This is a genomic window from Pedobacter sp. FW305-3-2-15-E-R2A2 (genome assembly GCF_038446955.1).
GTDB lineage: Bacteria > Bacteroidota > Bacteroidia > Sphingobacteriales > Sphingobacteriaceae > Pedobacter.
Map to the genome: position 1 here is coordinate 6,019,510 of NZ_CP151803.1, position 24,529 is coordinate 6,044,038.

The window sequence follows — 24,529 nt, forward strand, 5'->3', positions numbered from 1 at the left end:
CGTTCAAAAAAGGCCGTTACGACCTAAATTAAGACAAACAGACACGCAATCTGTTGAAAATTAAGGATTTGTTAGCAATTAAACAATAAATAATTAACCGCTTTTTAATTTAATCAACTTATTTTTAGGAAACCTGAATACGGGTTGTTCACCATAACACCAATAACGTATGAACTGGAAGAAATTTAGCGGCGAGGTGATCCACTCGTCAATTTTAGAAGAAGTAGAGCAAGCCATCATCAGGGAAACTGAAAAAGGGTTCCACCTCAAGGTTTGTATCGGTACAGACTCACAGGTAAAAGGTCCTGTAACTGATTTTGCCACTGTTATCGTGTTATTAAGAGAGCACCACGGCGGCTTCATGTACATTCATCAGGAAAAAACCCTTCAGAAGATGAGCATTAAGGAAAGAATGCTGGTAGAAGTACAGAAATCTATTGAGACCGCCTATTCTGTTTGCGATCTTTTGGACCTGTACGATGTAGACCTGGAGGTACATGCCGACATTAACACCAATCCAATGTTTAAATCTAACAAAGCTTTAAACGAGGCAATGGGTTATATCCTAAGCATGGGCTTTATCTTTAAAGCAAAACCTGAAGCTTTTGCCAGCTCTACCTGCGCGGATAAAATGGTACATTAACTACCATTTTTGATTTTTTGTATCAACGGAAGGAACAGCTTTAGCTGTAGGGGGATTTATTGCACTTTCTAACATCCCTTTCTTAAAGCGCTCCGCAAAAAGCTTCGCCTCCCTGGCTGTCGCTTTTGAATAAGCAGTCCATTCACCCGCATTTAATCTTCCCGGCTTCTTTTCCAATGGAATGGCGACGGTTGTTTCCGGCACAAAATTACCATAGCGATCCCTTTGATAGGAAATAAAACTAAAATCAGTCAGCCAAAACCGGTATTTACCATTTTTAAAATCCACATACAAATGATACCCTACTTCTCCTGAAGGGCGACTAAGTACAAAGGCTGTTTTATTGATCACCATCTTCCCTCTCGCCATCCAAAGTGTATCCTGAGGAGATGTCTTCAACTTCAATTCCTTTGAGGCATTAAAAAATTTTGTAGCCCGTTCCATTAGCATCGAAGCAGGAACATCTTTCTGAACAACGACTTCATAATAGATAAACTTTCCCCTTTCGTCAAAAGGCAATTCCACATCTTGCGCAAATCCGGCAACAGAACACAACCATAAAGCAACAAACAATCCTCTTTTCATAGCGAGATCTTTAATGAAGGAAAGCTGCCTGACGGGGGTATCAAAATACACCTTCAGACAGCTCCTTCTTATGAATTAACAGAGACTAAAAAGCATATACCACGGCCAATGCAAACTGAGATGCATTTTTTGATGGGTTAAGGTTCTTTTTCTTAAACATATCTGAGGAAGAACCATTGTCAAATCTTACCTCCGGAATGAAAGTCAGGCCACCGGCTTTCACATTTCCCGAAAGGGTTACCGCAGCAACATGTTCATCAGACTCTTCTGCCACACCTTTCCAGTTGAAATACTCTCCTCTCAACCCTAAAGAGAAAGCAGAAGTAAAGGCATTTTGGACATAGAGTGCCGCTCCGCTATAACCACCACCATCATTAGTAACAGAATAATCAGCAGCATTTAAGCCTAATTTCACCTTTTCGGTAACCTGATAAGAAGTAGTCAGATCCAGAATCGTTCCTGTTCCAACGGCCCCAGCAGATTTTCCGGACAATACATTCAGATAAGCAGTCCAGCCTTCGACAGGACTTACTGTAAGCTGAGCACCGATATGAGACACCCCATTCAAATCTTTATACACATTCCAATCATTAAACAAACCGACCATCAGGCTCACCTTATTGGAAAAAGCATAAGCACCTTTAATCCCGGCATTCTGAAAAGGTCCGTTGGTAAACAGATAAGAAGTAGAATAATTGAAATTTCCTGTCGGCGCAATCACTTCATAGCCAATAAAGGTTCCCATATATCCTGCAGTCATGGTAAACTTATCTGTAAAAGCATAAGAAGCATACAGGTTTTGAATATGAAAAGAGTTATCGTCAGTGCCATCTCCATTTAATAATGATCCATACTGTCCGCGTGGTCCAAAAGACAGCTCTCCTACAAATGAAGCCTTACCAGTTGTTTTCTTTAAGGCCAGATCAATCATCCCAAGGGAGATGGAATTCTGATCGTTGGCAAAACTGGTTCCGATATTGGGCACCTTGGCAAAGTCGTATTTATAATAGGTATCTACAGAACCTGAGATCTGCAAAGGAGCAGCTTCCTGAGCGTAAGAAAAAGAGGCAACAGATAAAGAGGCAGTGGTAAATATTGATTTTAATTTCATGGTCTGGTTGGTTTGGTTGGTTTAGGTTGTGATGAAAATCAAATAAATATGGTCGTAAGTATCCTCAGAACATTAAGTAGTCGGCTCATGTTCTATCTCCATTCCGGTACTGGCAACAATCAAAGTACCCTGGAAGTATTTTTCGTTATGTTGACTGGCATCAAGACCTTCCTCTTCTTCTTCAGAAGTTACCCGGATCGGCTGAATCAAATTAATGAACTTGAAGATGACAAATGAAACCACAAAGCTAAAGGCAATTACAATTAATACCCCTTTCAATTGGGTAAAGAAAAATGCCGGATTGCCATAGAAAAGGCCATCTACACCAGCAGCATTCACTGTTTTAGTCGCAAATACTCCGGTCAGCAACATCCCTACAATACCTCCTACACCATGGCATGGAAAAACATCTAAGGTATCATCCAGACTGGTTTTAGATTTCCACACTACCGCAAGGTTAGAGATTACTGCCGCGGCTGCACCAATGAATATACTGGAAGGAATACTAACAAAACCAGCACCCGGTGTAATGGCTACAAGGCCTACCACCGCACCAATACAAAAACCAAGCACAGAAGGTTTCTTACCGCGGGCAACATCAAAGAACATCCATGATAAACCCGCTGCACCAGCAGCAATATTAGTCGTCGCAAAAGCAGATACAGCAAGGCTGTTCGCACCCAATGCAGAACCTGCATTAAATCCAAACCATCCGAACCATAATAACCCGGTACCGATTAATACATAAGGGATATTGGCAGGAGGAATTTCCTGATGGTCCTGGTGACTTCTTCTTCTTTTCAACACCAACGCACCAGCTAAGGCAGCCATACCTGCAGAGATGTGAACAACCGTACCTCCGGCAAAGTCAAGCACGCCCATTTTAAACAGAATGCCATCCGGGTGCCAGGTCCAGTGTGCCAATGGCGAATACACAAATAAAGCAAACAAGACGATAAATAAGATGTAAGAAGTGAAGCGAATCCTTTCCGCAACAGCACCAACAACCAAACCTGGTGTAATGATGGCAAACATCAATTGAAACAACGCAAATAAGGTTAGTGGGATGGTAGGTGCCAGGCTCCATGCAGGACCTGAGTTTACACCGTGGAAGAACAAAAAGGTCAATGGATTACCGATAAGTCCATGAATACTCTCACCGAAAGCGAGACTAAAACTTACCGTCACCCATAAAACGCTGATTACTCCTGCAGCTACCACACTTTTAATCATGGTAGAGATCACATTTTTGCGATGAACCATACCTCCGTAGAAAAAAGCAAGGCCTGGAGTCATCAAAAATACAAGCGCAGTGGCGACAAGAATGAATGCAATGTCAGATGCGTTGTATTTCCCCTCATCAAAGTTCGGAAGAAGGGGTGTAAATAGGGCTAAAATTGCAATTATTGATAAAACTACAAAAGGACCCACCTGTTTTAATAAAATTTTGGCCATAATTATTAGATTTTACTAGTTTATAACTGATTGTCGTTGATTATTTATATAAAAATATGAAATAAATCTATTTTCATCAAATAAAAACACAATAAAATCACGAAATCGTTATATAAATACCAATAAAACGAGATAATAAATGAAAAATAGCAAATAAAAAGCTGGTTATTTATGACAAAATCATAAATAACCAGGCAAAACAGACATTTAGAATGAAATATTAAAAATAAACAAGACTTAAAACTAAAAAAGAGACAAAAATCACTGAGAATTCAAAAAAACAGCAAGACAAAACCAAAAAGCAGCAAATACCGTATCTTTATAAACGTTATGAAGTCTTATCATTTAAATTTTAGTCAGCAGCTCCCAATTTCCTTAGCAGAAGCATGGAATTTCTTCTCTTCCCCATTGAATCTGGCCAAAATCACGCCGGAGGACATGGCCTTTGAAGTAACCTCAGACCTGAAACAACTGGAAAAGATGTATCCGGGAATGATCATTACTTATAAGGTATCACCGATCACAGGGATCAAGCTCAACTGGATGACGGAAATCACCCAGGTAAAACCGCAGGAATATTTTATAGATGAGCAACGCTTCGGTCCATATCAGTTCTGGCATCACCAACACCACTTCAAAGCCATTGAAGGCGGCGTAGAAATGAGCGATATCCTGACCTATGGTTTACCAATGGGCATTTTTGGAAAAATAGCCAATAGTCTATATGTAGCAAACAAGCTTCAACAAATCTTTAGCTACAGAAGAAAGAAAGTAATTGAATTATTTGGCGATTATCCAGCAACAGGAACATAAGCCGAGCCCTGAACCACTCCTCTTTTCTCGATTTCTTTATCAATATAGGTCTGAATGGCAGATTTATTCAATCCCCAGTTAGGCGCAATCAATAAGTCCCAATCTGAAATTCCGAATAAACGCTGAATCACAATATCAGGCCTCAACAAAGGAATCAGTTTGCAAAGCAAATCGGTATACTCTTCAAGAGAGAACAATTTAAAAGGTTCTTTTTTATACTTTACTCCCATAATTGATCCTTCCACAATGTGAAGGTGGTGGAATTTCACGAATTTAATTTTAGGGAATCTATTGATTTCATGGATATAACCCAACATCATCTCTTCTGTTTCCCATGGAAAACCAAAGATGGTATGCACACATAAATCCAGTTTAGAATTGTCCAGTAATTTTACAGCTTCTACAAATTCCCCATGACTACAGCCACGGTTAATCTGATTTAACGTATCATCATAGATGGATTCCATCCCCATCTCCAGATCAACATCAAAACGATCCGTATAACTTTCCAGTAAAGCTACTTTCTCTGCATCAATACAATCGGGACGGGTACCCACTGAAAAACCGACCACATCTTCTGTGTTGATTGAAAGGGCCTCATCATACATCATCTTTAAATAATGTACTGGTGCATAGGTATTCGTATTGGGTTGAAAATAAACGATAAACTTATCTGCTTTATAAAAACCTTTTCCCCTCTCCATTCCCTGCTCCAGCTGTTCGCGAATGGTCGGTAATTTTCGCGAAAGCTCAGGTGTAAAAGAATCTACATTACAATAGGTACATCCGCCATAGCCTTTGCTACCATCACGGTTAGGACAAGTGAATCCACCATCAACGATTACTTTGAATACACGCTGCCCCTTATACTTCTCTTTCAAGTGTGTCCCGTAATTATTATATCCTTTTATACCTAAGTCCAGTAGAGTTCCCAATTGCTTTTAATTTTTCACAAAAGTACAGCTTTTATTTTTGTTACACTTTATAGGTAATGAACTTCTCGTAGCTTTTCCCGTTTAGAAGGAAGATAAAAGTCACCTGGTAACCTGCAAATCCGTACGTTCGCAGATAGATAGAAATGGGCTCATTGAGCCTGTCTATAAATTTCTCGCAGTAATGCTCAAAATTATGATCAATAAATTTATACTGATATTGAGGGTTAAAATAATTCAGATTGATACGTAAGGTGGGACCATTCATGACAATAAGCCGACTATAATCCGACATCGCACGCATAATGTGGCGATTCGCGCGTACCCAATTCGCCATATTTTTATTAAAATGCGGCTGATCAATTTCTACAAATTCCTGCACATCCATAACAGCGCAATATTAGTAGTATTCTTAGTAAGAAGAAAAATAATTTTACATTTCTTTATTTATCGACACGCATTGCTTCTATCTCACTCATATACTGAGAGAAAGCTTGTAGATAACTGAGTGATGAATGTTCCGGCCGACCAATAAAAGTCTTAAAATCCTCCAGATCATTGACCGTAAAGCCCATTCTTACAAACAATTCCTTGTCCTGCTCCCAATCTTTAAGGTTCACTTTCTTCCCACCAAGCTTCCGATACATCGACAATCCGTAAGAAAAATCCTTATACTCTGCGGTTTTCCTGAAATTGGAGAAGAAGTTAACAATCGTCCGGTAAGTCGCCGGCTTACCAGCCCTCACTTCCTGCAACATCAGTACCCCCAACATCGGTCCTTTCAGAAAGGCACTGTCGACAGGATCAAAATTCCCGCAGCGTTTTAAGATCTCAATATCCCGCTTTAAAGCCAGATCCTGTTCTCCGGATTTATGCTTTACAAAATAAGGTTCCTGATCAAGGATCTTTTCACAATCGGTTACTTCCTGCGCGAAACAGGAAAAACCGATGAAAACCAATGCTAAAAATACCCCTGTTCTTTTCATCCCTTTTTTTGCAAAGGTAATAAACAGTATTGCAACCTTTTTGCAATATATTCAAATACAACACTAGCCTCCCCGCTTATGCAACGCCAACATCTCAATGTCTATCATATTTCCCAACGATTCCAGGGGTAATTCTCTGCAATCAGGCAAATGGTACAATAACTTCCATTTTCCTGAACTGGATTTATACACCTCATAAAGGCAATCACTCACTTCCACCTTAAATAAGTCTACTCCATCCACCAATTGCTGGACATCGTAAACTTTCTTATTCGTTTTTATACACAATCTTTTCATTAATATCCTTGCCTGATAAAGAACATCCATTAGCACTGTCAGCGGTTAATTACACAATATCTTCGACTCTGCTGAAAGTTTATTAATAATTACTACGCAGATGTAAATATAAGCGGTCAATTCTAAACCTACAATTAATAACAAAAATTAAATCAATCCCTAAATCTGGTTTTAAATTATTTTTAAAAAACCTATTGCGCAATCAAATGATTGCATTTATATTTGCAACCATATAGTTGCACAATGAAAACAAGAAGAGATGTATTCCAGGCCATAGCAGATCCAACCCGCAGGCAAATTATTGAAAGAATCGCTCAGGGAGCGATGAACCTGAACACCATCGCAGACACTTTCAACAGCAGTCGGCAGGCAATTTCCAAACATATCCAAATCCTTACAGAATGCGGCCTGGTGGTCATTACCCAAAAAGGAAGGGAACGTTATTGTGAGGCACAGCTTGGAAAGCTAAATGAAGTATCAGATTGGTTAGAAGAGTCTAAAAAACAATGGATTAACAAGTTTAAAAAACTGGATAACTATTTAAATGAAATCAAAACCAAAGACCATGGAACAAAATAAGAAAGAAAAAGAATTGCTCATCAGCCACCTTTTCAATGCTTCTCCAGAATTGGTATTCAAAGCATGGACAGATCCTGAGCAATTGAAACATTGGTATGCCCCGGATGGATGTACCATTGAATTTAAATCTATAACCGTAAAAGAGGGAGGTAGTTTTCATTCCTGTATTCATGACCCCGTTCATGGAGACTGCTGGATTATGGGAACCTATCAGGAAGTTATTATTCCGGAAAAACTAGTCTTCTCTATGGTACTAACCAATGAAGAAGGGCATTCACTCCGATCTGTGGAAGCAGGAAAACCGGAAGACTGGCCGGAAGAAATTCTGACTACAGTCACCTTTAAACCCCTTGGAAATCAAACTACCGTTTCTGTACATCAAACTGTTGCGGAAGCAGCAGCCAAAGAAACTGGCGCTTACCAGAGCTGGATCAAAATGTTTAACAAACTGGACGCAATTTTCAGGGACTAATACAAGTCATAAAAAAACCGGGCTGGCTTTCGCCAGACCCGGTACAAGGAAAAAATCTAAGGTGTTTACTTATTTTAGAAAGACCTTTCTTACCGCATTATTACTACTATCGATGAAATAAATATTTCCTGCTTTATCCACAATCGCATCCCCCATATTACCTGCACTGGCTTCATCTAAACTGCCATCTACTGCTCCTCCGCGATTGAATTTAGCAATTGTCGTCACCTCTTTAGTCTTCAAATTGACCTTTCGCAAAGCGACATTACCTGCATCCACAACGATAATGTTACCCTCATTATCAGCAACCATACCGTTTATACTTGCAAAGGCGACATCTCTGCCAAAGCCATCAGCATAGCCAAAGTTTCCGCCAATGCCAATGCCAACATTCTGGTTAGTTGTCAAATTAAAAGCATCGATAAAATACCCCTCAAAGTTTAACTTATACATCATGTTCTCCATGACCACGGGCCGGCACTGGTCAGCGAATGCGTTGGCACTAATTGCAGTCCTCAAACCTTCCGCATTAATTCTCCAGGCCCCGCTAAAAGAACCAAGAACATACAATATACCCCGATTGTCAAATGCCAGTTTATTGATATTTCCAAAGCCTATGGCAAAATTGCTAACCTCTCCCTGAGGGCTGACTTTTCTTACGCTCAGGTTACCGTCACTGATGAAGAGGTTATCATTTGCATCGATATCCATTCCCGGATTTGAACCGAAATTAAATAAAGCTTCAGTTCCTTTTCCGTTCTTATTGCCACGCTCCCCGGTAGGACTTCCTGCAAATAAAGTAACCACTCCCTGAGGACTGATTTTCTTGATCCTGCTCTTTTCTACTTCCAGTACAAAAATATTTCCCTGGCGGTCTATCGCCAAACTACCGGTACGGAAAGACGAAAGATCCAGGTCTTTGCTTCCCAATCCTCCGGCTATCGTCACTACTCCTGCTCTCCTAAAGGTTACCGGTGCAACGGCTTCAGCCCCATTATTAACCACTTTCAAAGGTCCTGTACTTAGACCTATCGGCGCCTTAACCACGATTTGGGTTTCTGTAGCACTGATCACCGATGCTGGTAATCCGTTAAATGTCACGATATTCTGAGCGGCATTGGCATTAAACCCTGTACCTGTAATCGTCACCTGGGTACCGGCAAGGCCGTTCTCAGGACTCAGTTTATTAATTCCCAGCGACTGATCTTTAAATTCCGGTCCCTGCACTACCTGATCATTCACACTTAATACTACTTTTCCGTTTCCGGTATTTCCGGGAAGTGTTAAAGTCAGCTTTGTTGCTGAAGCAGTAGTTACCGGAATAACTTTTCCGTTAATGCTTACTTTATTCTCTTCCAGAATTGTGCTGAAAGTATTTCCGACAATGGTCATCACCGAACCTCCGGGACCGCTCAGGGGAGAAACGGTCTCGATCACTGGTGGGGGAACCACAGTGAAGACGGGTCCGGTAACTTTTTGTTTATTGATCGTGATCGACAATGGTCCTGTACCTACTTCCGCAGGAGCAACCACCAGGAGAGATGTTCCGCTGGCTTCTTTCACGAATGCGGGCTTACCATTAAAGTCTACATAATTACCCTCCGCAAGTTCTTCAAATCCCTCTCCGGTAATCCTCACCTGGGTCCCTTTACCCCCGGTTAATGGGCTAATGCCTGAAATCGCCTGGTATTTAAAGGTCTGCCCCATGGATTCCTTCCCATCTACTTTCACTTTCACCGGTCCGGTACCTACTGCTTCAGGCACCTCCACCACTAAAAGCGTATCTGAGGCACTCACCACAACACTCGCTTTCCCGTTGATGAACACTTCAGCAGGACCTTTTAAGCTGCTAAAACCAGCTCCTGAAATCCGGATGTGTGCCCCGGCAGCACCATTTGAGGGACTGATCCGCTGCACACTTAATTCCTGATAAGTATAACGGCCAATATTCAGTGTCTCTCCCGATACTTTCATCACGATCTCTCCTGTACTTCCTTTTTGGGGCGCTCTGAGCACTACCGCGGTAGCCGTTGCGCTCACCACATCCGCAGGTGTACCTGAGAATGTAGCGGAAATATCCGAAGGATTATTACTGAAACCGGTTCCCTCTACGGTTACCAATGTTCCCTGATTCCCACTGTTGGGATAATAGTCTGTCAGCTTTAACGGCTCTTTAATCATTTCCGTTTTGTCCTTTTTACAGGCAGCCAGCATCAGCAAGACCAGGCCGAAACCGAACAATCCTTTTTTCATCATATTCTTTACATGTAGATTCATCTTCATTGCTTAAAAAGTATATCTTAAACCAAATTGCACCTGACTTCTTGAACCATAATAATCCACGCTATAAGGTTTACCCGGCGCATTAAACTGGAAAGAAGGATATCCACCTGCATTTTGTTGTGGCGGAAACAATACAGGAGTTAATCCCACACTGGAAGTAGAATTAAAGGTATTGGGTGAGAAATATTGAATGCCCCAACTTTTACTGATCAGATTGGTCAGGTTCATCACATCTGCAGTCAGGGTGATGAATTGTTTCTTATCTCCTGAAACAAACAAATCATGGGAAAGGTGTAAATCGGCCTGCAGGTTCCATGGTGTACGCCCTTTATTTCTTTCGGTAAACTGCCCTCTTCTGTTGCTCAGGTATTCATCTCCATCCACATAAGCATTAAATGCTTCGGCTTGTTGCTGAGCAGTAACCAGTTGTCCACCTGTATTGTGGTCCTGAAAATAGCGGATACTTTCTTCTCTATTCGGGATGTATGCCAGACTCACCTGTTGTGGCAAACCCTGAATGCTATTATTTACAACACCGTAAGTAAAGGGACTTCCCGATTGTGCACTGAAGAACAAGGAAACATTTGTTTTACCTTTGTTCCATATTTTATTGTAACTGATGGTACTGACGATACGGTGTCTGATGTCAAAATTACTATTGGCCAATACCGGATTATTAGGTACCAGCGACTGGTTCAACTGCCAGTTCGATTCCATAGAGTTACGTACGCCGTTCGACAAATCTTTAGACTGTCCGTAAGTATAAGCAACCGAAGCCTGCAATACCTCAGCAATATTTTTACTAATACTTCCGGTAAGGCTGTAACGGTATCCTTTGCTGGTGTTACTTAACAGGTAAGTATTAGAAAAGCGCTGATCTACAGTTCCGCTATAAACCGGTTGCAGGCGTGCTTTATCATATCCATAATAAGTAGGATTGTCCTGCACATTGAGTTGTTGGAAAAGCACATCCTTAATATTTTTAGTATAAATCGCCTCCAGGCCAAATTTCCATTGCGTAGGCGTAGTATAATCAATTCCCAGACTTGTTCTTAACACTTGTGGCATTACAAACCCATTGTCTACCAAATCAATCTGAGTTTTTCCGCTATTGCGGTTATTGGTCGCCGCACCATTCTCCTGAATGAAATCTGCGATTCCATTTAGACCTCCTTTTAATGGATTACTACCTGAGACAAAAGGTTTCTGATCTGCTTTCTGATCAAAACCACCATAACTATCCCCGGTATTGTAAAAGGCATAAGCCAGCCATGCCATTGGAATCCTTCCGGTGAACAAGCCTGCGCCCCCTCTGAGGATCAGACTCTGATCACCCATCCAATCGTACCTGAATCCTACTCTTGGTGAGAGCTGTACTTTGTTCAGGAAATTATTGGTGATTCTTTTTAGTGGTGTATAGGTATAGGTACTTCCGAAAAAGGGATCATCCATAGCCGTACGCGTTTTATCGCTCAGCTGCGGCATTTCCGGCAAGTGCGCCATATCAGCCCTAAGTCCGGGGATGACTTTTAATTTATCAGAAACACGGATCTCATCCTGGAAGTAAAGACTATATAGGTTGACATTAAATTTTGCACCCGGATGATCCAGGATGTCATTTCTATTGTTGTTCTGGTAGTTATAAGCCCCACGAACGCGGTATGGATTGTTGTTCAGGTAATCCTCAATACTTAAATAATCTACCCTTCCATTCCATGCATTCACAAAACCATAGGTGATGTTATAAAACTCGTTATGGGTACCCAGGGTGAGGGTATGTTTCCCAAGGTTCCAGTTCAGGTTGGCGGTCAGCTCCAGTGTTCTTTGTTTCATATCAAAGATGCTGGCCTCACGATCTGTTCCTAAATAGATCGTTGTACCTGGGGTACGTCCGGCGATTTGCACCTGTGGCAGGCTTGGATCAGCCGATGGATCTCTGGAATCGTTTACCATCGTATAACCCGCCAGTAAATTTCCTGACAAGTTATTACTGAACCTGCTTTTTAATTCAGCCACGGTAGAACTCTGGTTATTTTTCTGTAGAAAGGCCATGCTGCTGAACCTGAAATCCTGCTGATCACGGTCCATATGCGTGGCTTCAGAAACGATGGTATTGTTCCTGATGGCCAATTGATGTTTATCGTTGATGTTCCAATCCAGGCGGTTGAAGAACTTACGAGATTTCGAATAGGTATTAAATTCACCTGCGGTACCTGCATCCAGGAAATTAGCGGCACTGATCGCCTTTGCGTCATCCCCACTCAGGATATGACTTGTTTCCGCTCTTCCGGCCAACAGTTGCAAAGGATCTCTCCTGCGGGTAAATTCCTCATTGGTAAAAAAGAAAAGCTTGTTTTTAATGATGGGAAAACCTAAGCGGAAACCTGCCTGATAGTCGTAAAAATCATTGTTCATTTTACCCAATGTTCCTACCCTATCCTTACCTGTTAAGCTGGCATTCCGGCCAAAACCATAGGCAGATCCGCTAAGGGTATTGGTTCCGCTTCTGGTCACCGCATTTACGGAGCCGCCGGTAAAGTTTCCAATCTTCACATCGTAGGGAGCAAGATAGACCTGCATGTCTTCGATGGCATCGAGGGATACGGGATTGGTACGGGTAGAGCTTCCGGCCATACCTGAAGTTCCCGACTGTCCGCCTAAAGATGGACTAAAGCCAATTGCATCGTTATTGATGGCGCCATCGATCGTGACGTTATTGTAACGGAAATTTGTTCCGCCAAAACTATTGTCCTTGCTGGCCTGCGGCACCTGACGGGTGATGTCGGTAATACTTCTGGAAACCGTCGGCATATTGCGCACCTGATCGGCACTGATGTTTTTACCTGTTCCATAAGTACTGGCCTGAGCCCCTCTTTTTGTGGCTTTGATCACCACTTCTCCCAGTTGCTGGGCCTGATCGGTTAATGCAAATTTTAACAATATCGCGGCACCCAGGCGAATCGTAATGCCTTCTTTCTTGTCCGTTTTCATGCTGATCATCGCAGCTTCTACGGAATAAGGTCCGCCGATGCGAAGATTGGGTAAATAATAGCGCCCTTTGGCATCGGCCGAGGTGGCATATTTAGTACCGGATGGTTGATGGATGGCAATCACCGAAGCGCCAGGCAAAGCTTGTCCGCCGGCGTCATAGACCGTTCCATTCAGGGTACCGCTGGTTTCCTGAGCTGTTGCTACAAAGGGTAGCATCAGCATCAGGAATACACTTATTTTTTTGAGTATCTTATTTAAAATCATCTCTGAAATCTTAATTTTTAATTACTGGGTGATCTTCAACATACCAGCAATGGTATGCAGCACTCCGTTTCCGGTAAGTACATCCTGTTTTTTTACAGCAATAAATGCGGTATTTCCCGTTCCTTGTAATCTAATTCCTGTAAAAGCACCCGGAACATTGTCATTTGGAATGAGCTGAATCTGAATAGAATTCCCATCCATCATCGTCTGATCGCTTTTTCCACTTGCGCTTGTGCTCAGGATATAATCATAGACAAAACGGCGGTCTGTGATGATGTGATAGCGCATTAACGCAGCAAGTGTTGCAGGATCTGCGGCATTGATATCAGCCAGACTGGACAACCCATAAGCAGCCATGGCTGCATTTTCAGGCGCGAATACGGTAAAAGAACCTTTACCATTGAGTACCGTCATCAAGCCTGACCGTTGAATGGCCTGATAAAACAAACTCAGGTTCCTGTCGGAAGCAATTGCTTCGGTCACCAGTTCATGTGTATAGGGTTCCAGCATCTGGTCTACCACCTGAATCAATCCATTAGTCGCACGGATATTTTGTGATAAGAGCCTGGAACCGTTAATAGTAAGCACTGTATCCGGACCTTTTACCCAGTGGGTAACAAATAGCTTTCCTCCGTTTGCAGAGCGGATCTCCTGGTTAAACAGGAAGGGCAGTTTATTCAATTCGTAGGTTCCGTTTAACACATGGTAGTTCATAATTGCAGAAATCCGGGAAGGCTCTGCACTAAGAATCGCCACAGCATTTGCGAAGCCCGCCTTGAGAAAAGCATCATCCGAAGGAGCGATTACCGTAAAAGGGCCTGTTTCCTGCATCTTTGCTTTTAATCCGCTACGATTAAGTCCTGTACTGAATACAGATAAGTTAAAATTATCTGCAATTACAGCGCTGATTTTATTGCTGTCTTTTCCGGACGACTGTTTTTCCTCTTTTTTGCAAGCAGAAAGGCCCACACTTAATGCGAGTACAGGCATCAGGATATATTTAAAGTTATTCATTGCGTTCATGTTAAATCATTCGTGATATCCGGGAATTACAATTTGAAGCCCTTTGGCAGCAGCAATCGGTCTACGATATGAACCGGCCCCATAATCGTATTGATATCCGATTCGATCACACTCGCTGCCGGGTAATCTGATCCTTTTACTTTTACTTTAATGACCCCGCCTTCGTTAGTGAAATCCAATGGCATTTTGTAGGCAGGAAAGGGTGTTGGATAGCCTCCAAGAACCAGCGTATAATCTCCCAGCACCGTATTATTTAAATCATTGGAGTAAAAATTAGTGGCATTGGCAGTACCCCTGCCTGCGTTTGGTTCATCATGAGAAAAGAAGGTTCCCCACCTGTGGTATCCAACTAAAGTATCGGTTACCAGTCCTCCCTTTACAGCATAGGTATCCCAATCCACATAGGGCAATGGATTCCGGTTATTCAATTCCATCATTTCTTCTACCGTATTGTAGCCCGCCTTATGGAAAGCATCATCAGTGATGGCAAAAATGGAATGAAAAGTAATGTTATAATCTCCAATCTCGCTTACCTTCAAACCAGCTGTAAAATCATGTTGAAAATTCCCGTAAGTCAGTTCTGCAAATAAAGCGTCTGTACGGGCAGTCAGGTCGAGATACATTCCGAAACGGCCATCCTCCTGAAGCACCTGCAAAATTGTCTTTGTTGGCTTGTGTAAAACACGGTTGACAGGTAAAAGCACGCCGTTCTTTGCCAGAACAGCAGCCGCAGTCCCTGCTTTTTTACCATTTACAAAAAGCTCATTACCACTTACTTTCAGGTATTGCAGGTAAAAATAAGGAGCAGCTAAAGCTGAGCCCGCAAAGGGGGCTTTTACCCTTAGATAGGGATTTTCCAACAGGGATTTCCCCGGATAATTATCTACGCTGCTTTTTACATCTTCAGGATTAAAAGCTCCGGTTAGCGTATGGTAAAGTAAGATGCTGTCCAATAAAGCCGGTTCAGTACTGTTGATTTTCTCCATGGTTAGTCCATCAGCAATAAAGGCCTCATTTGTAGGCACAAGCATCGTATAATACGCCTTATCTCCCTTTTCTTTCATGATCTTATCCATATTACTCCGCTCCCAGGCGGCTTTGAATAGGGTATAAGGAGAAGTATTCAGTACGTCTTTCAGGCTGGCCGTAATTTCCGGATGCGGAACCGGTTGCCCCTCCACTTCGGGCATAAACTCTTTTTTTCTACAGGATGCCAGTGTAAAAAACAGCAGGCAAAAAGTAAGGATATGAATTGGTTTCATCTGTTTTGTCTTTAATTTTATCAATTTTTTAAGGCTTGTTCAGGTAGCAATAACACCCCTTTTACTTCATGCAAGACTCCGTTATCAAACAGGTGATCTGATAAGGCCGGAGCACCCGCTCCTGCGCTTCCATAGATTACATTGGGATAGGAAGGTGCCGTTCTCAGGTTTACGCCTCCTGTAATCACTTTTGTAAAAAAGTCTTTCGTCGTAGACACAAATGAAAACCAGGTATCATTCTCAATCTTTTTCGCCAGAAACTCCTGGCCATTGTTGACTTTAAACACCTCAAAATCTGAAAGGAAGAAATGGGTTCTGGACAGGATATAACTTCCAAATAACCGTGTTCCATGATATTTCTGTACATCCATCTCAGCAATTGAAGCTTCAGTAATCCCTTTTGCTTCCAAGCCTTCATTGTCTGGCGCAAATACCGTGAATGGCCCGGCTGTGGCCAGCTGATCCCAGAATCCAAATTTCTTCAACCCCGCTACAAAAATGCTATACTTCGGACGGGCTGCTAACCAAGCCTGAATGGTCATTGCAGGTGTATATTTCATTACTTTATTGAGCATGTGCAGGGTTCCATTCGCCAGGGTTACATCTTTGCGCGTTACCGAAGAACCGTTGAAATAAAGATCATTTACGGCAAAAGCTTCTCCTCCGGGAGCGTAACCTGCCATAGAAGCATATACCTCTGTTCCTGCCAAAGTTGCATAACGTACATCTACCCCATTGTGAGGCATATCGCTAAACAACAGGCGTCTGCTCAGAACGTGTCTTTCCACAAGACTTTTAAGACTATCCTGGTTCATTTTGCTGAAATCTGAGGGACGGTTAATACCCAATTCCCGGAAGGCCGCATCATTAGGCACCAATAAGGTATAGGGCCCGTTTTCTCTCAGTTTATCTGCCAGTCCGACCTTTTCCACAGCAGCGTAAAAAAGTGTCATGTCATAATTGTTCTTTATAAAATCTGTCGCCAGCCTGAAATTTTCATTTTCCTTTTCAATTTCCAGATCATTGTGCTTGCAGGACTGGAGAACCAGCAGCAAGAATACGGGGATCAGAAGTAATGACTGTGTTATTGATTTTCTAGTGTTCATTAGCATATTTTTAGAATCTGATCTGCATTGTTAATAGATAGGTGGGGCATATTTTCGCTGAATCGTAGTCAGGTAAACGTTACCGTTTACAATTTCTATCGTATTCACCGTTGCAAAAGAGCGGGGATTGTATTTTCCGGAATGGATGTTTACAATCATGTTTGGCAACTGTGCTCCATTGTCATTTCCCAACAGTGTCGATTTGCCATCCAACATACAGTTGATCGGGGCCCAGTTTCCTTCGGTATTCATGAGATAGGGTTCATAAGGATTATTTGCAGGGTTCATACCGACCGCCATCAGGTCAAAACGTTGCCAGATATTGGTGTATATCCCATCTGATTTAGGATCTGCGAACAGTGGAAAGCTATAATATTTACTCACCTCCAGAACTTCAGAATTCCTTGTCAGCTGGCCCATGAATTTATAAGTACTGGAATAAACCGGACTCAACATCGTTTTCTCACTAGTGAACAGCGATTGAAAAATATTCATGTTGTCCTTGATTCCATATCTCAATGAACCTGATTTTCTATTCGCTTCTTTCAGGTCGTCATTAGACTCCCGAAACCCTTTCGCACTCATGTTATAGAAATTCACGTAAACCAGTGAATCCGACAAAGAGAGCTTATGAAAATTTTCTTTTCTCAGGTAGATTCCGTTCTTCTTGGTCAGGAAATTTTTCTGCAGGATGTGAAGCGTATACACCTCCTTTGAGTCCAGCATAATGGTGGTATCAATCAGCACTTTCTGTTTCAAACGGGATTCCAGATTGAAGAAAGGCACATTATTTACCGGGCGGAACATAAATACAATCCGGTGTTTTCCAGAAGGGATTTGCGCCCAACTGCTCAGGTCAAAGCCGTTCAGGACAGGACCTACGAGGACATTTTCCTTTCCCGGATATTCCGGATTTTTGTAAGAAGTGCTACTCCCCACATGAGAAGGATATGGAGGTGCATAAGGCTCCCGCTGATCCAGAAAATCTCCTTTAATCCCTGCTTTGACCGGCATTCCATCTTTATCCATTTCCGGATCAATCAACATCGTCAGGAAAGGAACTTCTTCATCTTTATTTTCCAGTCCGACAACATAATTCAGGTTATTGAAGACCCTTAAATAAGCAGGATCATCTATTTTCGCATAATCGACTTTACTGCAGCCACTGGCGAAAAGCAGGAGAACCGCAGCGCAGAACAGTATATTTTGTAATCTTAATTGTGGCATAACGCTTCTATTTATTGTGTTTCACAATGATCATTTTTGCTTTTCCGGCATTAGTTGCGGAAGCTTTTGTACTTCCCACCAATGCAACGGTATAAAAACCAGGCTCATGATTTGGCAATTCTCCTCTCACATACAATTCAGGTCTGGCGATGAGACTTCTACCGGTCAGCACCGGAATGTCACTCGCCCAGGTCCCCGGAACTACAGAAGGTGAAGAACGGAAAGCCATAATCTGATAAGGTTTCGCGTCCTGATAAGGTCTGATATAAGGTGCTACTGTCGCTGCAATTCCTGGTCTCAGGTTATTCACTGCAACAGTATTAAACCCGTACAGACTGGAAAATGCCTGGGCATTATCTGTAGTCAGGGTGAGGTAAGGAACATCAGGACAAAGATTCAGGAACCGGATACCGAAAGGATATTCCTGTGTAAATCGTGATGAAGAAGCATCATCTCCGGCTTCCCCAACAAATATTCCACTCAAATCATTGGCAACTGCACTGATCGTTGTTTTCCCGTTTGCGTCCGGATGAACCCAAAAAGAGAAATTGGTATTGGCATCCAGCTGAAAGGTTTTTGTAGCCAGCACTACACCTGAAGCATCTACCGCTTCGATATTGTATCCACCCACAATCAGGCTTTGGTATGCCGTCTGTGCTGTATAATCCATAGGTGCATCCAAAACTTTACCGTTGATCAATACTTTCATTCCCGTAGTACCGGGAACCGCATTTACGGCCTGAACCCTTCCATAAGTGAGGTTCAAAGGCTCCGAGATGTCATTGATGATGCGGAATGAATTCTGATATCCTTTTACCGTCTCTCCTGGATTACCACTTCTGTATGGAATATCAAATTCCCTTGCCGCCACTACAATGGTATAAACACCTCCGGGCACATAAGTTTTTACCGGGGCATAGGTTAGTGTGGTACCAAATATCGTTGACGTTGTTGCATCCAGGACATCTGGTCCTCCACCGGAAATCTGAATGCCATTTTGCGTCAGTACTTTTAACTGGGCAGCACCATAAGGAAGCTCTACGTATTCAGAATATTGCCCCGGTAAGATGTTATTAGTTTTACTGCTTACTGCTGTTCCATCCGCCCAGGTCAGGCTCATTGGGCCCAACAGGTCTTCCATTCCCTGATCAGGAAGAACCCTGGCAGACAAGTTTAAGATCCTGACCTTAAAATTTGCAGGGTTGGCAGGGGAAGCGACCGATCTTGGTATTTTGACAAACGGAGGTTGTCCGGTTACCCCAAATATCTCAGTAGGCAAAAGGTAATAATCCATCCCTTGCTGAAGATCTTCGCGAACTTCCAGTTCCAATGCGTTTTTTGAAGGGTTATAGACTTTGGTTTCTACCAATACCTTTGCAACACCCTTATCCAGAAGATTTTGGGGGATATACCAGGTTGTTCCTAATCTGCCATTATCAGGAAAATAAAGCGTTCCGGGATACATTCCTCCCTTGGGGTCATTTGGTGCCCTGACCACATAATTCGTCAGGGTATCTCCATTCAGCTGTATCTGATTATAACCTCCAAGATTCACCAGCCTTACCGTCGAATTTTTACGGGCATCCGTTACTTTACGATTGTCAGATTGAAAATCTGTTTTATCCTTCTTACAAGCTACAATAGCCAGTAAAAAAACAAACAGCATATATTTTTTTAGTGCTTTCATCATTAAAACAAATTATAAGTGAAACCCATCATAAATTCGCTGCCACGTTTATAGCCACGGTTCAGGTATTCGTTTCCATACCAGGTACCACCTGTTCCCGGATTCGCATATACCGTTCTGATAGATGGGTTCAGCAGGTTTTTCATGTAACCTTTAAAAATCACGTTCTTAAAAATCCGCTGACTGAATACAAAATCAAGGACTGGAACCGGACGGGTATACAGGTCAGGCTCACCTGTCAGGTTGATCTGTACCAGACGCTCCCCTACCATGTTAAATGTTCCGGTAAGACTTGTTCCGGAGCGTTTGTTATTATAGTTCAACCATCCGTTAAGGGAATACGGTGCTTGTTCAAACAGCGGACTATTGCTTGGCGTATGTCTGTCCAGGGAACGGTTTGCTTCCAAACGCTCCGGTGATTTTTTAATCTGACTTTGGGCAAGCAGCAGGTTGGTACCGACAAAGAAATTCTGAAGCGGGTCCCAGATTCTGCCCAGGTCCTTTACAATTTCCAGCTCCAATCCCCATACTTTACCAATGTTGGGATCATTTTCGAACCTGATGGTTGGATATTCCGGATAGGTCGCTGCCAGACCACTCGTTTGCAGACTAAATACTTTATACAATTGGTTTTGAATCCGCTTTCCGAATAGAGATACGGCAACCACTTCGCCGTTGTTCGGGAAATACTCCCAACGGAAATCCAGGTTTTGTGTGTACTGGTTGATCAGGTTTGGATTTCCTACTACCAATCCCATTTGGAAAGCATCAAATTCGAATACGTTGGTGATCTCTCTAAGCTCAGGTCTGGCCAATGTGGTATTGTATCCAGCTCTGAAATTCATTTTATCTTTAAAATTGTAGGTCGCGTTTAAGGAATAGTAAGGCTTGTATCCTGTCTTATAAACAGAGTTAGGACTCGTTAAAGACAATGGAATCCTTGTCCCACCTGCTCCCGGAGCAGTTAGTGCAGGATCTAAAAATACACCTGCCGTATCTACTGCCGATTGAATATTGGTAGATTCAAAACGTACACCTCCGGTTAACCTCAGGTCTTTTGTGACTTTCAGGTCGACCATTGCATAGGCTGCCTTGGTTTCAAAGAAACCAGTATAATTGTTCGGGGATTTCTGACTATTGTATAAAAATCCACCCACCGGAGCTGCACCTTCTCCGGTCCCTGGGGCCATCGGACGAATCCCGATCACCTCCGGGCTTACCAAACGGTCCAAATTTCCTTCTACCCTATATAATGGCAATGCGCCTAAAGAAGAGAAGTTAGAGCCTGGAAGAAACAACACATTCTCTGTGAAATCACGGTCGCGATTCAGGTAATTGACCCCGGTTTTAAATTCCTGCTTCTCCCCAAAGAGTTTAAAAGGAATGCTGATGTCTGCTTTATAGTTATAATTCTTCTCATCCAGATTTCTGTAACGTCGTCCGTTAGGCTCTGCCTGGATAATGCCATACGCACCAAATCCATTTACATAACCAGACGACAATGCATATAAATGATCTGAGCTCACCTGGTCATTGACCCCGCTATTGGGACCTGTCGTTGGTTTGCCATAATAAGCATCCCCTTTAGGCATATAGTCTGCCAGGGTTACAAAGCGATAATCCGGATCATTTTGACCTGCTCTCGAGGAAGCAATGTTATAACTTAGCCTTGGCGCATACTCACCGGTCAGGAATTTATGCTCTCCCTGAAGGTTAAAAGTATTGAGCTTACGGTAAGATTGTTTAAGCGAGTAGATCGTACTGCGGACATCACCAGGCAGTCCGGTGTACTCATAGCCCCCAAACATATTGGTCGCCTGTGTTTCACCACCCCAGCTGCCCAGGTATTGCATGCTGATTTCATGCTGCGGGCTAAAACGGTAAGTTAAACCCAATAAAGTTCCATAATTCAGGGTTTCTGTTCCTGTATTCTCTTTATAGGTTTGATATTTACCCATATATAAGCTATTTGGGGTAATGTAGTTGGGTATATTCCTTGGGCTGCTCACCTGTGGATTACCTGTTACTACTCCCTGATAGATACTATACTGCTGGATGTCACCCCCAGAAATATCTGTGGTACGGCGGTAATAATTCCCACCTGCAATTACCCCTAGTTTATGTTTTTTAAACAGGGTATAGCTATTTCCGAAAGTAGCCGAGTACAACTGATTTAGAGGACTTTGTTTGTAACGCGTGGTCATTACCGGATCAAAACCCTGCATAATTCCATTGATCCTTTTCACTTCCTGTTTCATCTCCGGACTGTATCCGCTGTTGGCGATCATGCTCTGGATTTGCGGAAGTCCGCCTTTGTATTGTGTGGCCAGATTTAAGAAATCGGAGGATAAGTTTTTCTTGTTGATTTTATCGCCTAAGAAACCCATATCACTATTGAAAAAGCTATTGTGTTGTCCGCCGATACCAATATTGGAATTGAAACCAGATTGAATAATTACATCAAAGACCATACTGTCTGGTACGGATTTCGTTTTTAGCTCTACAATTCCGGCAGCAGCATCTGCAGGTTTATCCGGGGTCACCGTTTTATAAATCGTGATGTTGTCTAAAAGTGAGGCCGGAACCAGGTCCAAAGGAATGGAACTGCGGTCCGGATCAGAAGAAGCCAGACGGACACCATTTAATTGTCCGATCACACTTCTATCTCCCAAACCACGAATCGCCACATATTTATCATCTGTGATGGTCACTCCTGAAACCCTTTGTAAAGCCTGAGTGGTGGTAATACTTCCGGTACGTTCTATCTGAACCGCTGAAATCGCATCCTGTACAACGGCCGATTTTTTACGTTCGTCCAATACAGCAACTTCGGTATTCGTTTTTCTTCTGGCCTGAACGGTTACTTCACTGAGTTGAGTAGAAGAAGCAATAAGATTGATATTCAGCTCTTTTGTCGCCGCATCCACTTTAATTTCCCTGCTTTGGTATCCCATGTAAGAAACGACAAGAATGCCTCCGCCTTCGGGAACTGAGATTTTGAATTTACCGTTCACATCGGTAGATGCTGCGGTATTCGTTCCTTTCAGTTTTACACTTACGCCGATCAGGGTTTCCCTGGTTTTTGCGTCGCTCACTGTTCCGGTAATGACAATAGGAACAGGTTTGCTGTCAATCACCACATAACCTTCCACCAGTTTATATTGCAAACCGGTATTGGCCAGTAGCTTATTGATGGCTTCCCTGACACTGATCTGTGCGGCAACAAGCGTAACATTCTTCTTTTCCCTTTGCATAGATTGCTCTCTCAGAGAAAACCGGATGTTTCCTACCTTCCCGATTGCAGACAATCCCTGTGCGATGGTCACATTTTCTAACCGCAGGCTTATTTTATGATCAAGATCCTGACTCTTTACATTACTGGCCATCAGGACACTTATAAAAGTAAGCTGGGCCGCAATGAGGATAAAAGAGCATTTCATAATAAATCGAATTGAAGGATATAGTTTTAATCCTTTTTGCATATTTTTGAACATTACTGGTTTATTCGCTGCGAGGCGATGATCTGTTAAAATTCCGTAGCTGTTTACAGGTACGGGTTGCTTTAAACCGTTAGGACGTCGAAATCATACGGTTTATGGACATTAAATTCGTTCCCTGCCCTTCCAGGCGGGGAATGTTTGTTTGTAGACAACCTTACATAGCTTTCCTTTCCTGTTTTGTAGTATTAATTAATGGAGACATTGCGAGCGCTGATGTGATATTTAAAATGGCCTGTTGCTGCCAGTATTTTCATGATTTTGTTGAGGGGAACATCGGCCTGCAGTACGACGGAGATCTTTTCTTTTGCTTTTCCTTTATGCTCAAAGCTGATGTCTACATTGTACCAGCGCTCCAGTTCAGTCGTGATCTCTTTGAGGGATTGATTGTGAAAGACCAAACGCGCAGCTTTCCATCCGCTGATCTCATCGATTTCTGTATTTGCAGTTTTAATCATCCCCTGATCGTAGGTTATTTTTTGTCCGGGAGTTAGAATGGCCAGTGATTTACTACGCTGTTCTATATATTCATCCACCCTTACTTTTCCCGTCGCCACTGCTACGGTTAGCGGACGATTTTTGAAAGCATCTATTTTAAAGGAAGTTCCAAGGACTCTGGTCTGCACTTTTCCGGTATGGACAATGAAAGGTTTCTTTGGATCTTTTGTCACTTCAAAAAAAGCTTCACCTTCCAGTTCTATCTCGCGGGAACTTGCTTCAAACTGTTCCCGAAAAGTGATCCTGCTTCCCGCTCCCAGATAAACAGCAGAGCTGTCTGGCAACACCACCCTTGAGCGTTGTCCGCGGGGATTCTGAATCTCACGCATAGCGATCTGCTCCACTACCGGAGTTTTTTTAAATTGGAGCATTCCATAAGTACCCAGGCCAAGGAAGATGACGGCTAAAACCGCAGCGTAGCGTAAATAGGTTCTCTGTTTTATAACGCGGACTATATTCTCGTTTTCTTCATTTTGATGAAAACGCTGCGCCTCTTCCCCTTCCAGTTTTTTATAAAACTGTTGCAGCTTTTCCTGCAGGTGTGGCTGATCTGTATTTTCTTCTGCTTCCAGCCCTGTCCAGCTTTCCGACAGCAGCTCGTCAAAAATTTGTTGTGTACCTGGAACCAACATCAATCTCTTTACTTCCTTCATCTCTTCGGGCGTACAATTGTGATTGAGGTATTTTCTAATCAGGGTTTTATCTTTATGCTCTGGCTCCATTCTTATTGTCCTTCATGATGTAAAACACAATTATCAGAGGACACCACCTATGCAGGATAAAAAAAATAACATTTATTCTTATATGGAAAGTAGCGT

20 protein-coding genes are annotated in these 24,529 nt (G+C 42.6%); 4 read left to right on the forward strand and 16 right to left on the reverse strand.

Going from position 1 to position 24,529, the window contains the following annotated elements; translation table 11 throughout:
- Positions 1-169: 169 nt before the first annotated feature.
- On the forward strand, positions 170-643 hold the full coding sequence (locus AAFF35_RS24265) for a ribonuclease H-like YkuK family protein (RefSeq protein ID WP_074612365.1): 474 nt from the start codon (positions 170-172) through the stop codon (positions 641-643).
- Here the strand turns inward: AAFF35_RS24265 and AAFF35_RS24270 are convergent, their stop codons facing one another.
- From AAFF35_RS24270 to AAFF35_RS24280, 3 genes are all read right to left on the reverse strand, one after another.
- Positions 644-1,228, reverse strand: coding sequence for a hypothetical protein (locus tag AAFF35_RS24270; RefSeq protein WP_342329129.1), 585 nt, complete (start codon positions 1,226-1,228; stop codon positions 644-646).
- 85 nt (positions 1,229-1,313) lie between these two features.
- Positions 1,314-2,339, reverse strand: coding sequence for an outer membrane beta-barrel protein (locus tag AAFF35_RS24275; protein WP_342329130.1), 1,026 nt, complete (start codon positions 2,337-2,339; stop codon positions 1,314-1,316).
- A 72-nt stretch (positions 2,340-2,411) separates the two neighbouring features.
- Positions 2,412-3,794 (reverse strand): ammonium transporter, encoded by a 1,383-nt coding sequence (locus AAFF35_RS24280; RefSeq protein WP_342329131.1) that lies wholly within the window; start codon positions 3,792-3,794, stop codon positions 2,412-2,414.
- A 330-nt stretch (positions 3,795-4,124) separates the two neighbouring features.
- Here AAFF35_RS24280 and AAFF35_RS24285 point away from each other — a divergent pair, with 330 nt between their 5' ends.
- Positions 4,125-4,607 carry an SRPBCC family protein gene (locus AAFF35_RS24285; RefSeq protein WP_342329132.1) on the forward strand — a complete coding sequence of 161 codons (483 nt, stop codon included), beginning with the start codon at positions 4,125-4,127 and terminating at the stop codon, positions 4,605-4,607.
- On the opposite strand, the gene AAFF35_RS24290 is transcribed toward AAFF35_RS24285, so the two are convergent.
- The 4 genes from AAFF35_RS24290 to AAFF35_RS24305 form a co-directional block, all read right to left on the reverse strand.
- Positions 4,586-5,542 (reverse strand): TIGR01212 family radical SAM protein, encoded by a 957-nt coding sequence (locus AAFF35_RS24290; protein WP_074612360.1) that lies wholly within the window; start codon positions 5,540-5,542, stop codon positions 4,586-4,588. The genes AAFF35_RS24285 and AAFF35_RS24290 overlap by 22 nt on opposite strands.
- Positions 5,543-5,582: 40 nt before the next feature.
- On the reverse strand, positions 5,583-5,927 hold the full coding sequence (locus AAFF35_RS24295; protein ID WP_124580636.1) for a hypothetical protein: 345 nt from the start codon (positions 5,925-5,927) through the stop codon (positions 5,583-5,585).
- A 55-nt stretch (positions 5,928-5,982) separates the two neighbouring features.
- Positions 5,983-6,525, reverse strand: a complete 543-nt coding sequence (locus tag AAFF35_RS24300; RefSeq protein WP_342329133.1) for a hypothetical protein — start codon at positions 6,523-6,525, stop codon at positions 5,983-5,985.
- Between the two features lie 63 nt (positions 6,526-6,588).
- The gene (locus AAFF35_RS24305; RefSeq protein WP_342329134.1) at positions 6,589-6,822 is read right to left on the reverse strand and encodes a hypothetical protein; all 234 of its coding nucleotides are present in this window, start codon (positions 6,820-6,822) and stop codon (positions 6,589-6,591) included.
- Positions 6,823-7,065: 243 nt separating this feature from the next.
- Here AAFF35_RS24305 and AAFF35_RS24310 point away from each other — a divergent pair, with 243 nt between their 5' ends.
- Together AAFF35_RS24310 and AAFF35_RS24315 are read left to right on the forward strand one after the other, a co-directional pair.
- The gene (locus tag AAFF35_RS24310) at positions 7,066-7,401 is read left to right on the forward strand and encodes a metalloregulator ArsR/SmtB family transcription factor (RefSeq protein WP_342329135.1); all 336 of its coding nucleotides are present in this window, start codon (positions 7,066-7,068) and stop codon (positions 7,399-7,401) included.
- A complete protein-coding gene (locus AAFF35_RS24315; RefSeq protein WP_342329136.1) occupies positions 7,388-7,873 on the forward strand; it encodes an SRPBCC domain-containing protein in 486 nt (161 codons plus the stop codon). Before AAFF35_RS24310 ends, AAFF35_RS24315 begins: the two co-directional genes overlap by 14 nt.
- 69 nt (positions 7,874-7,942) lie before the next feature.
- On the opposite strand, the gene AAFF35_RS24320 is transcribed toward AAFF35_RS24315, so the two are convergent.
- From AAFF35_RS24320 to AAFF35_RS24360, 9 genes are all read right to left on the reverse strand, one after another.
- Positions 7,943-10,156 carry an IPT/TIG domain-containing protein gene (locus AAFF35_RS24320; RefSeq protein WP_342329137.1) on the reverse strand — a complete coding sequence of 738 codons (2,214 nt, stop codon included), beginning with the start codon at positions 10,154-10,156 and terminating at the stop codon, positions 7,943-7,945.
- Between the two features lie 3 nt (positions 10,157-10,159).
- On the reverse strand, positions 10,160-13,411 hold the full coding sequence (locus AAFF35_RS24325; protein WP_342329138.1) for a TonB-dependent receptor: 3,252 nt from the start codon (positions 13,409-13,411) through the stop codon (positions 10,160-10,162).
- A gap of 21 nt (positions 13,412-13,432) precedes the next feature.
- Complete coding sequence (locus AAFF35_RS24330; protein ID WP_342329139.1) at positions 13,433-14,425, reverse strand: fasciclin domain-containing protein; 993 nt, start codon at positions 14,423-14,425, stop codon at positions 13,433-13,435.
- 35 nt (positions 14,426-14,460) lie between these two features.
- Entirely contained in the window at positions 14,461-15,696 is a 1,236-nt protein-coding gene (locus tag AAFF35_RS24335) for a fasciclin domain-containing protein (RefSeq protein ID WP_342329140.1), read from the reverse strand.
- Between the two features lie 20 nt (positions 15,697-15,716).
- On the reverse strand, positions 15,717-16,802 hold the full coding sequence (locus AAFF35_RS24340) for a fasciclin domain-containing protein (protein ID WP_342329141.1): 1,086 nt from the start codon (positions 16,800-16,802) through the stop codon (positions 15,717-15,719).
- Positions 16,803-16,832: 30 nt separating this feature from the next.
- Positions 16,833-18,029: a hypothetical protein gene (locus tag AAFF35_RS24345; RefSeq protein ID WP_342329142.1), complete on the reverse strand. Its 1,197-nt coding sequence runs from the start codon at positions 18,027-18,029 to the stop codon at positions 16,833-16,835.
- A gap of 7 nt (positions 18,030-18,036) precedes the next feature.
- Complete coding sequence (locus tag AAFF35_RS24350; RefSeq protein WP_342329143.1) at positions 18,037-19,719, reverse strand: DUF4397 domain-containing protein; 1,683 nt, start codon at positions 19,717-19,719, stop codon at positions 18,037-18,039.
- Positions 19,719-23,156: a TonB-dependent receptor gene (locus tag AAFF35_RS24355; RefSeq protein WP_342329144.1), complete on the reverse strand. Its 3,438-nt coding sequence runs from the start codon at positions 23,154-23,156 to the stop codon at positions 19,719-19,721. The genes AAFF35_RS24350 and AAFF35_RS24355 overlap by 1 nt, the downstream gene beginning before the upstream one ends.
- A gap of 245 nt (positions 23,157-23,401) precedes the next feature.
- A complete protein-coding gene (locus AAFF35_RS24360; RefSeq protein ID WP_342329145.1) occupies positions 23,402-24,433 on the reverse strand; it encodes a FecR domain-containing protein in 1,032 nt (343 codons plus the stop codon).
- Positions 24,434-24,529 lie beyond the last annotated feature (96 nt).